The 14,334-nt window shown below is 59.2% G+C and carries 11 protein-coding genes; 5 read left to right on the forward strand and 6 right to left on the reverse strand.

Annotation, left to right across the window (positions count from 1 at the left end; genetic code table 11):
• Nucleotides 1-908: 908 nt before the first annotated feature.
• From xseA to AC56LU_RS15800, 3 genes are all read left to right on the forward strand, one after another.
• Entirely contained in the window at nt 909-2,270 is a 1,362-nt protein-coding gene (gene xseA / locus AC56LU_RS15790) for an exodeoxyribonuclease VII large subunit (RefSeq protein WP_497176564.1), read from the forward strand.
• Between the two features lie 101 nt (nt 2,271-2,371).
• On the forward strand, nt 2,372-2,950 hold the full coding sequence (locus AC56LU_RS15795; RefSeq protein WP_497176565.1) for a superoxide dismutase: 579 nt from the start codon (nt 2,372-2,374) through the stop codon (nt 2,948-2,950).
• 363 nt (nt 2,951-3,313) lie between these two features.
• Nucleotides 3,314-5,887 carry a TIR domain-containing protein gene (locus AC56LU_RS15800; protein ID WP_497176566.1) on the forward strand — a complete coding sequence of 858 codons (2,574 nt, stop codon included), beginning with the start codon at nt 3,314-3,316 and terminating at the stop codon, nt 5,885-5,887.
• A gap of 507 nt (nt 5,888-6,394) precedes the next feature.
• Here AC56LU_RS15800 and AC56LU_RS15805 read toward each other — a convergent pair.
• The 3 genes from AC56LU_RS15805 to AC56LU_RS15815 form a co-directional block, all read right to left on the reverse strand.
• Nucleotides 6,395-6,604: a hypothetical protein gene (locus tag AC56LU_RS15805; RefSeq protein WP_497176567.1), complete on the reverse strand. Its 210-nt coding sequence runs from the start codon at nt 6,602-6,604 to the stop codon at nt 6,395-6,397.
• Nucleotides 6,601-7,419: a DUF2092 domain-containing protein gene (locus AC56LU_RS15810; RefSeq protein ID WP_497176568.1), complete on the reverse strand. Its 819-nt coding sequence runs from the start codon at nt 7,417-7,419 to the stop codon at nt 6,601-6,603. Before AC56LU_RS15810 ends, AC56LU_RS15805 begins: the two co-directional genes overlap by 4 nt.
• A 179-nt stretch (nt 7,420-7,598) precedes the next feature.
• Nucleotides 7,599-8,498, reverse strand: a complete 900-nt coding sequence (locus AC56LU_RS15815) for a LysR substrate-binding domain-containing protein (RefSeq protein ID WP_497176569.1) — start codon at nt 8,496-8,498, stop codon at nt 7,599-7,601.
• A 90-nt stretch (nt 8,499-8,588) separates the two neighbouring features.
• On the opposite strand from AC56LU_RS15815, the gene AC56LU_RS15820 reads away from it, so the two are divergent.
• Nucleotides 8,589-9,656 carry a tartrate dehydrogenase gene (locus AC56LU_RS15820; protein WP_497176570.1) on the forward strand — a complete coding sequence of 356 codons (1,068 nt, stop codon included), beginning with the start codon at nt 8,589-8,591 and terminating at the stop codon, nt 9,654-9,656.
• 100 nt (nt 9,657-9,756) lie between these two features.
• On the opposite strand, the gene AC56LU_RS15825 is transcribed toward AC56LU_RS15820, so the two are convergent.
• The gene (locus tag AC56LU_RS15825) at nt 9,757-11,739 is read right to left on the reverse strand and encodes a S9 family peptidase (RefSeq protein ID WP_497176571.1); all 1,983 of its coding nucleotides are present in this window, start codon (nt 11,737-11,739) and stop codon (nt 9,757-9,759) included.
• 173 nt (nt 11,740-11,912) lie between these two features.
• Here AC56LU_RS15825 and AC56LU_RS15830 point away from each other — a divergent pair, with 173 nt between their 5' ends.
• Complete coding sequence (locus AC56LU_RS15830; RefSeq protein WP_497176572.1) at nt 11,913-12,602, forward strand: response regulator; 690 nt, start codon at nt 11,913-11,915, stop codon at nt 12,600-12,602.
• 157 nt (nt 12,603-12,759) lie between these two features.
• Here AC56LU_RS15830 and AC56LU_RS15835 read toward each other — a convergent pair whose 3' ends face one another.
• The gene (locus AC56LU_RS15835) at nt 12,760-13,458 is read right to left on the reverse strand and encodes a hypothetical protein (RefSeq protein ID WP_497176573.1); all 699 of its coding nucleotides are present in this window, start codon (nt 13,456-13,458) and stop codon (nt 12,760-12,762) included.
• Complete coding sequence (locus tag AC56LU_RS15840; RefSeq protein ID WP_497176574.1) at nt 13,458-14,300, reverse strand: MipA/OmpV family protein; 843 nt, start codon at nt 14,298-14,300, stop codon at nt 13,458-13,460. The genes AC56LU_RS15835 and AC56LU_RS15840 overlap by 1 nt, the downstream gene beginning before the upstream one ends.
• Nucleotides 14,301-14,334 lie beyond the last annotated feature (34 nt).

Consider the following 14,334-nt stretch of genomic DNA (forward strand, 5'->3'; position numbering starts at 1 on the left):
AGCTTGCGCAAGAAAACAGCACGTGTCAGATACAGATGCCTTAAGCGAACTCGCGTTGTGGATGGCGGGTTTGATCTAGCTCAACCATTCCCAGTTACGAACAAATTCTGTGGACAAAATTGTGCGCAATGGCCTGCGGGCGACGCTAAGCCTATGATTTTCTTCATTAAATTTCCTTAGCGAAAAAAATAGGCAGTGTGGTGTCTTGTCATCACTCGCATCTCACCGTGCGGTTCCTCACACTTTTTGTGGACAAAAATGTGAGCAAGGGTCTTTTTTGCATTCTAAGTGCTTGATCTAAAACAAAAATATAAATCTGCACAAAATTTCATCACTCAGCAATATATCAAGGGCTTATGTGCAATTTTGGCCGTTCATGCATGCGATATTTGGCTCCAGCAGATGAGCGGCATAGAAAATTCACATCTGCACATTTTTTGTGGATAAGGATGTGATGAATCATGTACACGCCACTCCAAGTCATTGATTCTTAAAGGATCAAACCCGACTGCCTTCGAAAGATGCAAGTGCACCGGGCGCCGCCGGCTGCGCCGGCCGCGTTTGTTGTGCACACTTTTTGTGGACAAAATTGTGTGCAAACGCCCCGCTTATCGCTTAAGCCCTTGATATGACACAACAAAATTTCCTAGCGTCATTTTTAAGCACGCTGGCCTACCGCCTTGTCATGCAAAGGAGTTGCCCACAGATTTTGTGGATAAAGTCGTGTGGATGGCCGAAGACCGTCTTGCAAGCCATTGATTTCAAAGCGATTCAATAGAATGCATTGAAAATTGGCAACAAGACATCGCACCGCAGTTGGTGGTCGGCCTCGCGCACGCCTGCCCCGGCCCTTGTCGTTTTCGCCCAGATATGACATAAGCATCAGCTTTACCACGCAGCGAACAACTATGGAAACCAGAAGCGACGCCGACCCCGCCTATGCCGCCCCAGCTGTCATGACCGTGACGGCGCTGAACCAGCAGGTGGCGCGCCTGCTCGAACGGAGTTTTCCACTGGCCTGGATCAGCGGTGAAATTTCCAACTTCACGCGCGCCAGTTCCGGCCACTGGTATTTCACACTGAAAGACGATGCCGCCCAGGTGCGCGCCGTCATGTTTCGCAGCCGCGCGCAGTACGCCGGCTTCAATCCGCGCGAAGGCGACAAGGTCGAGGTACGCGCGCTGGTCACCCTGTATGGCGCCCGCGGCGACTACCAGATCAATGTCGAGACCATCCGCCGCGCCGGCGTCGGCCAGCTCTACGAATCCTTCCTGAGGCTCAAGGAAAAGCTCCAGGCCCAGGGCCTGTTCGATCCGGAGCGCAAGCGTGCGCTGCCGCTGTTCCCGCGCACCATCGGCATCGTTACCAGCCCGCAGGCCGCGGCCCTGCGCGACGTTCTGACCGCCCTGCGCCGGCGCGTGCCGCACGTGCGGGTGATCCTCTACCCTGCCCCGGTGCAGGGCCAGTTCGCCGCCGACAAGATCGCCGAAGCAATCACGACCGCATCACGGCGCCAGGAAGCCGACGTGCTGCTGGTCTGCCGCGGCGGCGGCTCGATCGAAGACCTGTGGAGCTTCAACGAGGAAGTCGTAGCGCGCGCCATCGACGCCTGCGCCATTCCCGTGATCTCGGGCGTCGGCCACGAGACCGATGTCACCATTGCCGACTTCGCCGCCGACGTGCGTGCCGCCACCCCGACCGCCGCGGCCGAGCTGGCCGCCACCCCGCGCGCCGACTGGCTCGCGTCGCTCTCGGGAGATGCCGGCGACCTGCGCCGCGCGATGCGCCGCAGCCTGTCCGAAGCCAGCCAGGGCCTGGACGGCTATAGCCGGCGCCTTCTCAGTCCCTCGGCCCAGATCCGGCACCAGCGCGTGAAACTGCTGTCGATGGCGGCCGCGCTCACCCACGCTGCGCGCACGCCGGTCAACCGCCAGAACCTGGTGCTGGCCCAGCTGCAGCAGCGCTGGATGCGCCACCGCCCCGACATGCGCGCCCTGCGCGCGCGCTTGCAGTCCGACGGGCGCCACCTGAACACCAGCCTGTGCAACGCGGTCAAGGGCCGGCGCGACGCCCTGAATGGGCTGGCGTCCCAGCTGGAGCTGCTGAACCCGCAACGCACGCTCGAGCGCGGCTATGCGATCGTGCGCAACGTAAAGGGCGAGGTGCTGCGCGACCCGGCCCAGGTCAAGGCGCGCAACAAGCTGAGCGTGCGGCTTGCCGGCGGCACTGCCGAGATTGTCGTGTCCAGCGTGCAAAGCGTATTGGAATAATTGCCTTGAAAAGAAGCCAGACATGCAACATCGCGGCATCCGGTTTAGAATAACGGCGCTCTGGAACAAAACCCGTCCAACCTGAATACGAGGAATAGAACATGGAACATCAACTGCCAGCACTGCCATATGCCAAGGACGCCCTGCAGCCGCACATCTCGGCCGAGACCCTGGAATACCACCACGGCAAGCACCACCAGACCTATGTGACCAACCTGAACAACATGATCAAGGGGACCGAGTACGAAAACATGTCCCTGGAAGAGATCATCCAGAAGTCCTCGGGCGGCGTGTTCAACAACTCGGCCCAGGTGTGGAACCACACCTTCTTCTGGAACTGCATGTCGCCGAACGGCGGCGGCGCGCCGACCGGCAAGGTGGCGGACGCCATCAACGCCAAGTGGGGCTCGTTCGACAAGTTCCGCGAAGAGTTCAACAAGTCGGCACTGGGCAACTTCGGCTCGGGCTGGACCTGGCTGGTGCAGAAGACCGACGGCAGCGTCGACATCGTCAACACCTCGAACGCCGGCACCCCGCTGACCACCACCGACAAGCCGCTGCTGACCGCCGACGTCTGGGAACACGCCTACTACATCGACTACCGCAACGCTCGCGCCAAGTTCCTGGATGCGTTCTGGAATGTGGCTAACTGGGAATTCGTGAACCAGAACATGGCGTAAGCTTGCCTTGCCGGTTTTAACTACCGGTGCCCGCATCATTCTGGAAAGTTGGAAACAACCGTACATTGACACGCAGGTGATTCGCTAAGAACCGTCGGGCGTATCTACTGCTGTTTTTTGGCCCGCTATACGCGGGCCTTTTTATTTATCACTTATAAATTTCTCTGCTACAACATTCAGTTACCAAAATCAAGTTCGATAAATTCTTGATTCAAAGAAGTAATGTAATTTTCATTATGACAAGTATTTTTACTGGTCTCTCGCTTTACTTTCATAGAGAATGTGTAACTTAGATTCTTGAAGACTATTTGTGTAGAGCCGTGGTAACAACCCTGTTTATTTATCCACGCAGAGTTGAACGTCATGCAAATCAAAGTTTTCATCAGCTATTCACATAAGGATGAGCAGTTCAAAGAATCTTTGAATGAGCATTTAAGCATGCTCAAGCGTAACAAGCTGATCAGTGAATGGCATGATCGTCAAATTGTTGCTGGCGATGACTGGAAGGGTCAGATATCCAAAAACCTTGAAGAAGCTCAGCTAATTCTCTTTGTTGTGAGTTCAAGCTTTCTTGCTTCTGAGTATTGCTTCGATATCGAATTCAAACGCGCACTAGCTAAGCATGCTGAAGGTAGCGCGCAGCTAATTCCAATTATTGTGCGTTCCTGTGACTGGACGTCTAGTGAACTTGGGGCGTTTCAAGGCCTGCCGAAAGATGCACTTCCAATTGCTAAATGGGTCGACCAAGATGAGGGGTGGCTTAACGTTGTGCAAGGTATTAAGCAACGCCTTGCGCAATTTACGCCAAAACCACCTTCGGTCATCGACCCCACTGATACAAATCAAAAAAAAGTAAATGATGTAACTCTACAGTGGCTCGATGACACCGAGGTCGCGTTATCACATCGCCGAGTTAACAAAATCTACTTAAGTGAGATTTATGTTGCACTTGACATGGAGCAGGCCGCGGCTTCCCGCAATGAAGACCTGGTCATCAAGAGCACGTCTCACGCGCTTAGCGAAGTCGGGCGATACGTTATCTCTGGCGAGGAGCAGCAAGGCAAAACTTCACTGTTAAAACATGCCTTCGCTCACTTTGCTTTTCGAGGAGCGCCCGTCGTGTATATTGACGCGGCGGTAATCACAAATGCTGATCTTGAGAAGTATCTTCACAAGGCACTGATCGAACAATACACTGGCATCGCGCTGGATGAACTTCTAGCTTCGCCTAATCGCGTTCTACTTCTCGACAATATCAATGAGATTAGACTGAATGAACGTTTTCGCGAAAGCCTCCTTAGGGACGTGAATGCTTATTTCGAACATGTCATTGCCACCTGTAGCGCATCTTTCACATATTTACTATCGGAAATTGACGCTCTTGACGAGTACTCAAACTATGAGTTGCTAGGACTTGGTCACGTTAAGCGATCTGAGTTGGTTGAAAAATGGGTTTCGTTAGGAGTAGAGGAGTCTATTTCCGAGCACGAACTCTATGATCAATGCGATGAGATTAAAGAGAAACTAGACGCGGTTATTCGTAAAAATATCGTACCTGCAAAGCCGCTTTATATCCTAATGATGCTTCAGATGTTTGAGGCTGGTTCGCAGCAAAATCTTGATCTCTCCTCTTATGGACATTGTTATCAACAGCTGATCTACCAGTCTTTTGATAATGCTAAAATTCCGAAGAAGGAATTTGACACCTATCTTAATGTCTTAACTGAGTTGTCCTGGGAATTGCATCGAAACCAAGACGGAATTAATCACGTCGGACTTGAGCATTTTTTTAGTCGATACGAGCAAACCTACCTTTCCGTCGATGGCGCATCGATGATTGAGAAGCTTAAAGGTAACTCGATTTTGCATGAACGTGATTATAAGGTCCAGTTTAAGTATCCTTATTTGTTTTATTTCTTCGTCGCCAAGAAAATTGCCGAACCATACTCAGCCGATGAAGTGACGAGAAAAGAATTAGATAATTTAATTGAAAATCTTCACCGAGAAGATTATGCAAACATCTTAGTGTTTGTCACCCACCACACTAAAGAAAAGTGGGTCCTTGACAAAATTGATGACGCATTGCAGTCCCTGTTTTCCGGGCATGCAGCTGCAACATTATCTAGAGACCAGACTGGTTTTATGCAAGAATTCATTGCGCAAATACCAGATCTGGTGCTTGAGCAGCGAGAAATCCGCGAGGAACGTGAAAAACATAACCTGTCCTTAGACAAAATCGAGAAAGCAGAACTGTCCACTGACAAGATTGAGGCGAATCTCAGCGTTGAAACAAAAAACTCACTGTTAAATGATCTTCCAGCAAATATCAATAAAACATTCAAGGGAATGGAGTTAGCTGGCCAGATAATTCGCAACCGCCACGCCACGCTGCCAAAATCAAATCTTTTGAATCTGGCGAAACAAGGCGCATTCACTGGACTCCGTTTTTTAACGTTCTTTATCGATGTGTCCGATGCTGCAAAAACCGAAGTTATTAAGTATGTGGCTTCTAATTTAAACACAAACCCCGAACTTAGTAATGAGCAAATTGAAGCATTGGCAAAAAATCACTTTGTGGCATTGACTTATGGTGTGATTAATGGAGTTATTCGTAAGACTGCGATGTCAATCGGATCGAAGGAAGCTGCTGAGATTTACTCCCACCTCGGTGGTGAATCTGCATCGCCCGCCATTACGCTGCTTAATCAATCTATCGCCTTCCAATTTACTCGAAAGCTCGACATTCCCAAGCTTGCTGACACATACGAAAGTGTGAAGAACAATCCTGTTTGCGTTCGGATCCTAAAGGATATGGCCGTTCAATATGTTTATATGTTCCCAATCGGTTTTCGAGAAAAGCAACAGCTATCTGCGCTTCTGAAAATTCCAGTACAAACGCAGCGAGCAATCGAACGCAAAAAGGCGAAAAGAGCGTAGACTTGCTAAGACATCAGGCACAGGCAAGAACAAATTTTAGTGCTCATAGCGCCCCATCCATGGATTGTAGGGAAGGCGATAGTCTTCCACCGTCGCCTTGTGTGCGCTTTGGTCATATTGACTTCCTTCATCCGAGCCGAGATTCGCCTCTCGTTATCACTGCTCAAGCGATTTCATCAAGTTCGTGCGCCCGAGCAAAAGCTTACGTAGAGAGTTACAGCAGGACGGTCGGCTATAATTGGCTCGCCCATTGCCTTTTTGAGAGGCTCGACGAATCCAGCAATTTGCCAACAAGTAGTTGCGGACCTACACTCAAGATCCGCCTATATATCACTCAGCGGTATTACGCCGAAACAGAAGTCAGCGCTTGCCGCTTAACTCTACATTTAGCGCGATCTATAAGCGGGGTGATTAAATTTTATTATGACGAAACACTCTTTCGTAATCACCCGACGGCCCACCCAGTGTGGGCCGTTGTCTTGTTGAGCGCCGAGACCTGCCGGGCGCCTAACAATAATACCCACCCGAACAGCGCCGCGCAGTCCGCCGCGCTACGCCCGCATAGCTCACCGGCGTCAGCGGCCGTCCGACCACCGCCTCGGCCGGGGCCACGAAGCTGGGCACGTTGGCAAGGCCGGCGCGCTCGGCCACGTCGAGGGCAAGCCCCAGGGCAAGCAGGGCCAGCAGGCCGGGCCCGAAGCGTTTAAGGGTCTTCATTTGCTTCCTTTCGCTGCGCCGGATGCGCTGGCCGCGGCCTTGAAGATGCCGGGAATGTCGCCCAGTTCCTGGATTTGTTCCGGCGTGAGCTTCCTGGCACCGGCCGGGATGGCCAGCTTGAACGGATCGGGGGCGACCTTGGCGCCGGTCTTCCAGGACATGAGCTCGATGCTGTACTTGGGTGCGCCGGCCTGCTTCGCGCTGGTGATGACGTAGCGGCAGGGATAGGGGGTCGGCCCCTGGGCGATCCAGATCTGCCAGTCGACCTCGCGGGTGCGGAAGGCCAGGTGATCGCACTCCACACCGCGAATGACGCCGCTGCCGAGATCCTTGACCTCGGTGACCTCGGGCATCAGCTCCTTGTAGGGATTCGACATCAGGAGGTCGGCGCCCGGCACCGGGCGGTGGTATTTGTCGCGCAGCACGTCGACCAGTTGGTCGATGGTGCCGGCCGCCTCGACCTGGGCGTACATCTTCGAGTTCTTGCCCAGCAGGGTCACCGTCTTGCCGTCGAAGCCGACCTCCATGTCGGCGAAGCCTCCGCGGCGGGTAACGTGCAGCTTGTCGGGGCGGTTCAAGGTGACGCTGCCAGAAGCGGCGAGCGTGACGGTCTGCTGCTCGGGGGTGACGAGGTCGAGATTCGAATCGAAATCGAAGGAGATGGCCTTTTGCGAGGCCATGTAGTCGGACATCGCCTTGAACAGGCGCCGGGCATCGGCTTCGTCGGCGCCGGCCGACGCCGGCACCAGCGCGGCACAGAGGAGCAGCGCACGGGATGCGGCCTGGCCGCGCTTCATTTGATGCTGGCAAGTCATGCTGGTCTCCCATCGCTGCCAAGCTGCGCGCATGTTCGCGCCGGCGCTGGCTGGACAGGACGTCCAGGGCGCGCATGCCTTGTACTGTAGTGCGGATGGGCGATGCGTCAAGGAAGACGTCGAAACACAGCGGCATCCCTTGATGCTTCGCAAACTGCTCGTCGGCAGATTGAACTCTGCTACGAAGGTTCGCCGGCGAGATGCCGGCGCAGGTAGTCGACGCACACCCCCACCCGGCCCGATCCGACGAGCCGCTGCGGATAGACGGCCCACACGCTGGCCGGCTGCGTGTACTCGGGCAGCACCTGCACCAGCCGGCCATCAATCAGGTAGGCGCGCGCATCCCACAGCGAGCGCAGCACGATGCCCGCCCCTTCCACCGCCCAGCGCAGCGCGATCTCGCCGTGGTTGGTCGACAGCGCGCCCGCCACCCGCACGGTCTCCTCGCCACCCTTGCCGTGCAGGCGCCAGCTGCCCAGCGGATGGTCGCGCTCCTTGATCGCCAGGCATTGGTGGCCGGCGAGTTCCTTCAGCGTCCTGGGCATGCCGTGCCGGTCGATATACGCAGGCGACGCGCACAGGATGCGGTGGTTGTCCATGAGTTTACGCGCCACCAGCTGCGGCGGAATGGCGTCGCCGATGCGCACGTCCAGATCGAAGCCCTCCGCCACCGTATCCACCAGCCGGTCGAACACTTCGAAGCGGATCTGCAGCTTCGGGTGGGCGGCCGCGAGTTTCGCAATCGCCGGCGCGACCACCTTGCGCCCGAAGCCGAAGCTGCTGCAGATGCGCAGCCGGCCGGCCGGCTCGCTGCGGCGTTCGGACAGCTCGTCCACCATGTCGTCGAGCTGCTCGAGGATGCGCTGGGCCCGGCCATACACCTGCTCGCCCTCGTCCGTGATCACCACGCGCCGCGTCGAGCGCTCGAACAGGCGCACCCCCAGCGCCGCTTCCAGGATGCCGACCCGCTTGCTTACAAAAGCGGGCGACATGCCCAATTCGTCGGCGGCGGCGCTGAAGCTGCCCTTGCGCACCACGGCCACGAATACCCGCAGGTCGCCATTCTCGATATTGTTCACGATTCGTGCTCCATAGCATCACAATGAAAGGGATTATAAACGGGGCGTTTTCTTGCTACCCTGATGTGCATTGAACAAGGGGAGAGCAGAATGAAGATGCACAAGATCGCGGTCATCGCCGGGGACGGCATCGGCAAGGAAGTCATGCCGGAAGGCCTGCGCGCGCTTGAAGCGGCAGCGAAACGCTTCGATATCGGCCTGGAGTTCGCACACTTCGAATGGGCCAGCTGCGACTACTACCTCCAGCACGGCAAGATGATGCCGGACGACTGGAAACAGCAGCTGGACGGTTGCGAGGCGGTCTTCTTCGGCGCGGTGGGCTGGCCCGACACGGTGCCCGACCACATCTCGCTGTGGGGTTCGCTCCTGAAGTTCCGCCGCGAGTTCGACCAGTACGTCAACCTGCGCCCGGTGCGCCTGATGCCGGGCGTGCCCTGCCCACTCGCGAACAAGAAGCCGGGCGACATCGACTTCTACGTGGTGCGCGAGAACACCGAAGGCGAATACTCGGCGGTCGGCGGACGCATGTTTGAAGGCACCGAACGCGAGCTGGTGCTGCAGGAAGCGATCTTTACCCGCCACGGCACCGACCGCATCCTGAAGTACGCCTTCGAGCTGGCCCAGCGCCGCCCCAAGAAGCACCTGACCGCGGCCACCAAGTCGAACGGCATCGCGATCTCCATGCCTTACTGGGACGAACGCGTTGCCGTCATGGGCGAAGCCTATCCCGACGTCCGCTGGGACAAGTACCACGTCGATATCCTGGCGGCGCGCTTCGTGCTGTCGCCGGAACGCTTCGACGTGGTGGTGGCCTCGAACCTGTTCGGCGACATCCTGTCGGACCTGGGGCCGGCGTGTGCAGGCACCATCGGCATCGCACCGTCGGCCAACCTGAATCCGGAACGGACCTTCCCCTCGCTGTTCGAGCCCGTGCACGGTTCGGCGCCCGACATCTACGGAAAGAACATCGCGAACCCGATCGCGATGATCTGGTCGGGGGCGATGATGCTGGAGTTCCTCGGGTACACCGACGCGCACGATGCGGTGGTGCGGGCGATGGAGCATTGCCTGGTGAACGGGCCGCGCACGCCGGACATGGGCGGCGCGGCCAGTACGACCGCCGTGGGCGAGGCAATTGCAGCGTATCTGGTGTCGTAGGGTGGGCAGGTTCCCTGCCCACGCGTTCAACCAGCATTCGCGTTTCGAAGATTCATTTTTTGTTTGAACGCGTGGGCGGCAGAGCCGCCCACCCTACGATTTACTTGAGCAGGTAGGTGTTGAAAAAGTCGATCGTCGAATAGAACAGGTAATCGGCATTCGCCTTCTTGCCGAAGCCGTGCCCCTCGTCGTTCGCCGTCATGTACCACACCGGCGTGCCGTTCTTCTTCACCGTGGCGACGATCTGGTCGGCCTCCTGCCAGGGCACGCGCGGGTCGTTCTTGCCCTGCACGACGAACAGCGGCTTCTTGATCTTCGCCGCGTTATTGGCCGGCGCGGTCGCTTCCATCCACTTGCGCATTTCCGGATCGCGCTCGTCGCCGTATTCCACGCGGCGCAGGTCGCGGCGGTAGCTTTCGGTGCGTTCGAGGAAGGTGACGAAGTTCGAGATGCCGACGATGTCCACGGCGGCCGCGATGCGGTCGGCGTACATGGTCGATACCGCCAGCGTCATGTAGCCGCCGTAGGAGCCGCCCACCACCGCCACGCGTGAAGCGTCCATGTCGGGCTGGGTCGCGATCCAGTCGAGCAGCGCGCCGATGTCCTTCACCGAGTCTTCGCGCAGCTTGCCGTTGTCCAGCTTCAGGAAGCTCTTGCCGTACCCGGTCGAGCCGCGCACGTTCGGGTAGATGACGGTCAAGCCCATCTCGTCGGTGTAGTAGTTGTTCCGCCCCAGGAAGCCGGGCGTGGACTGCCCTTCCGGCCCGCCATGGATGTTGATGACCACCGGTCGCTTGCCGGGGAACCTGGCGGCATCCGGACGGTAGGCAAAGCCCGAGATCATGCGGCCATCGAAGGACTTCCAGCGCACCAGCGAGGGCTCGACGAACTTGTTCATGTCGACATCCATCTTCTCGTGCCGGGTCCAGCGCGTGACCGTGCCGCTCTTCGCATCGATGCTGTAGACCTCGGACGGGCTGCGCGCCGATGACAGCGATAGCGCCAGGTGGCGGCTGTCCTTGTGCCATTCGATGCGGCCGATGACGCCGATCGGCAGCTTCGGCTGCGCCACCAGCTTGCGGTCCGAGGTACGCATCATGCGCAGCACGCTGCTGCCGTCCTCGTTGGCCACGAAGGCGATCAGCTTGCCGTCATCGGACAGGTCCATGTCGTCGATGTCCCAGTTGATCTCCGGGGTCAAGACGGTCTCCTTGCCGCTCGCCAGGTCGATGTACACCAGGCGCCGGAACTCCGAGCCGCGGTCGCTGGTCGTGTAGATGCCCTTGCCGTCGCGCGCGAACACGGCGCCGCCGTAGGCGACCTTGTCGGCACCCGCGCCGCCCTTCTCCGTGATGCGCCGGCTCTTGCCGCTGGCGACGTCCATCAGCCACAGGTAGGACTCGTTGGCCGATACGTACTCGCTGTACACCAGCTGCCTGTCGTCGTGCGAGAATTCAAAGGAGCCCCAGCCGCCGCCCGGCAGCTCGGCCAGCACCCGCGCGCCTTCCGGCTCGCTCGGGTCGACGATGCTGATCGTGGAGCTGATCTGGTCGTTCGAGCCCTGGCGGCCCACCGGCACCGTCACGTACAGCAGCTTGCCGCTCTTCCTGGCCCAGGCAGTGTCCTGCACGCGGCGGTTGTCGGGCGTAACCGGGACCGCATCGCTCCCCTTCAGGTCGCGGCGGTAGGCGCGGAATACCTCGTTGCCGCCCGTATCGCGGCCGAACACGTAGAACTTGCCGTGGCGCGGCTCGTACTGGGCGCTGCGCACCGGCTCGGGATAATCGGTCAGGAGTTCGAGCGGGGCGCCCGGCTTGGCCACGCGGAACAGCTGCGGCGTGTTGTTGTGGCGGCGCGAGACGATCATCTCGAACTTCGTCGGATGCCAGGACGCGTACGAGGTGGGCTTGAATTCGTTGTACTTCGCCACCTGGGTGGCCAGGCCGGCGCGCACCGGCGGCACGTTTTCCAGTACCAGCGCGGCCGGGGGCGCAAGGGGCGCTTCCTGGGCCGTGGCAGCTGCGGCGGCAATGAACAGGGTGGCAATCAGGGTCAGCCCGAGCGGGCGGTAGGCAGGTCTCATCCGGTGTTCTCCGAGGTGTGAAACAGCGTGTTGGCGTTACTGCACTTCAACTTTACACGATGTAGGCCGGGGCGCATCATTGTCATCGAAGTGTATGCAAATGTCCCCCCTTTGTAGGGGCTGTGCTCTCTAGCAAGTAGTTCGATACAATCTCGGACTAAGGAGAAACAAGCATGTACCGAGTGATGTTGGTGGAAGACGATGCGCGCCTCGCGGAGCTCGTCACCGAATACCTGTCCGGCTATGAATTCGCGGTCGACCTGGTCACCCGCGGCGACCAGGCGATCGAGCGTTTCAAGGCGCTGTCGCCCGACGTCGTCGTGCTCGACCTGATGCTGCCGGGACTGGACGGCATGGTGGTCTGCCGCCAGATCCGCGAGATGTCCGAGGTGCCGATCCTGATCCTGACCGCGCGCGAGGATTCGTACGACGAAGTCTCGGGCCTGGAACAGGGCGCCGACGATTTCGTCAACAAACCGGTGCAGCCGCGCGTGCTGCTGGCGCGCCTGCGCGCCCTGATGCGGCGCACGGCCCAGGCCAAGGGCGGCGTCGATGCGCGCGTGCTGCAGTTCGGCGCCCTGCGCATCGTGACGTCGGACCGCAGCGTGATGTGGCGCGGCGAACCCTGCGTGCTGTCGAATACCGAATACAAGCTGCTGCTGGTGCTGGCCGAAGCCGCCGGCCGCGTGCTGTCGCGCGACGCCCTGCTCAAGAAGATGCGCGGGATCGAGTTCGATGGCCTGGACCGCAGCATCGACAACTGCATCTCGAAGCTGCGCCGCAAGTTCGACGATGCGGACTCGGAAAAGATCAAGACGGTGTGGGGGGAAGGCTATTTGTTCTCGCCGTCAGCGTGGAATTGATTCGCGTCACCACCAATGTAGGGTGGGCGGGGTAATTTCGGCCAATGGCCGGAATTACAAACGCCCACGCGTTCAACCAGCAATAAAATAAACGCGCAGGCCGTATCGCCGTGATTTGGACGCGTGGGCGGGGAACCCGCCCACCCTGCCAAACCAGTCATTCAAACAGCGGCACGATCGCCAGCGGCGCGCTATAGGTAATCACCTGGGCGCGCTCGGCGCCGAAACGGTAGCTCACCAATGGGAAGTCGGCATCGAGGTCGCCGCCGAAGGCCGCGCCCGGCACGATGGGCAGCGCCGACTCCCCTTCGGAACGGCGCAGCTTGACCGAGGCCTCGACGCCCTTCTTCGGGAACACCATGCGCACGCCCACGCACTGGCGCCCGCGCGCCGTCGCGTCAATGTGGCGGGCATAGTTCAGCGCCTGGGTGCAGGCGGCGCGCAGCTCATCCGTTTCATAAATATTGTCCGCCTGCGGCGCGATCGTCACCCGCGTCCGCAAGGTGAACGGGCCGATCTTGCGGTTCGGCGCCAGCACGGCGTTTTCGTCGTAGGCCGCCTTCAACAGCGGCAGCACGCCGCGGCCCAGTGCGTCGAGCGCCAGGCTGGTCTGCACGGACTTGCCGGCCAGGACCAGCTGCAGGCCGTCCGCCAGCGCACCCTTTTCGCCGGTCACCAGCTGCAGGTGGTTCTGCAGCAGGTTCTTGGCGCCGCCGTATTTCTCGAACACGACCATGCTGCGGTAGGCATCGCGGTAGCTCGCCCACTCCGAGGCGTGCGCAAGCACCTGCGCCGCGGCCATGCTGGCCGTGGTCAGGAAACAAACGCATGCGGTGGCGTGTGCGAATCGCATCATCAGAACCGGTAGGCGAAGGCGGTCGAAACCGTCAGGTTGTCGGGCCGCTCGGCGAGCGGGCTCTTGCGTGCGTCGCCCGACAGGCGGGTCGCCTGCAGGGACGAGGTCAGCATCCAGGATGGCGACAGCGCCCAGTTCCAGCGCGCGCCGATGCGCACGTCCTTCAGGCCGCCGTCCGGGCGGAAGGGAGAATTGCCGCTGGCGAGCGACTGGGCGTCGGTGACGCCGAAATAGCTCTGCTGGTAGGCGCGGTTGGCGAAGCCCACGGCGGCCGACACCGACACCGTGTGGTGTGGGGCCAGCTGCATCGCCAGGCGCTGGATGCCGATGTCGCCGCGCACGCCGTTGCGGTCGTTGCCGGCGCCGGCCAGCACGCTGCTGGTCAGGCGCCATTGCGGCGACAGGTAATAGTTGAAGAAGGCGCCGGCTTCCGGGCGCGTCTTGATTTCTTCCATCCCGGCGAGCGGGTTGCCGCGCATTTCGCGCACGGTCGATGGCAGCAGGGTGTTGAAGCTTTCGAGGCCACCGACGCCGCCGCCGGTGCCCGATTCGCTGCGACGCGGGTGGATGGCCAGCAGCGGGCCGACTTCCACCAGCGGGCTGCTCGAGAGGTGCATCCCGGCGCTCATGCCCGAAATGAACACGCCGTTGCTCCATTGGACCTGAAGCACCGGCAAGGCCCTGACTTTCCTGCTGTCCGCCCCTTCGTACCGCGGTGCCGACACGACGCCCAGCCCCGCATACATATCGCGGCTGCCGTCGGGCATCGGGTTGGTGGTCGGCGTCTGTGCGCTTGCGGCGCTGCCCGAGACAGCCAGGACCAGGGCGAAAAGCTTTTTCATGTGTTCAACAATCAGCGAGTTCGGCAATCCGATA

Source organism: Telluria sp. PB2R4, assembly GCF_059685695.1.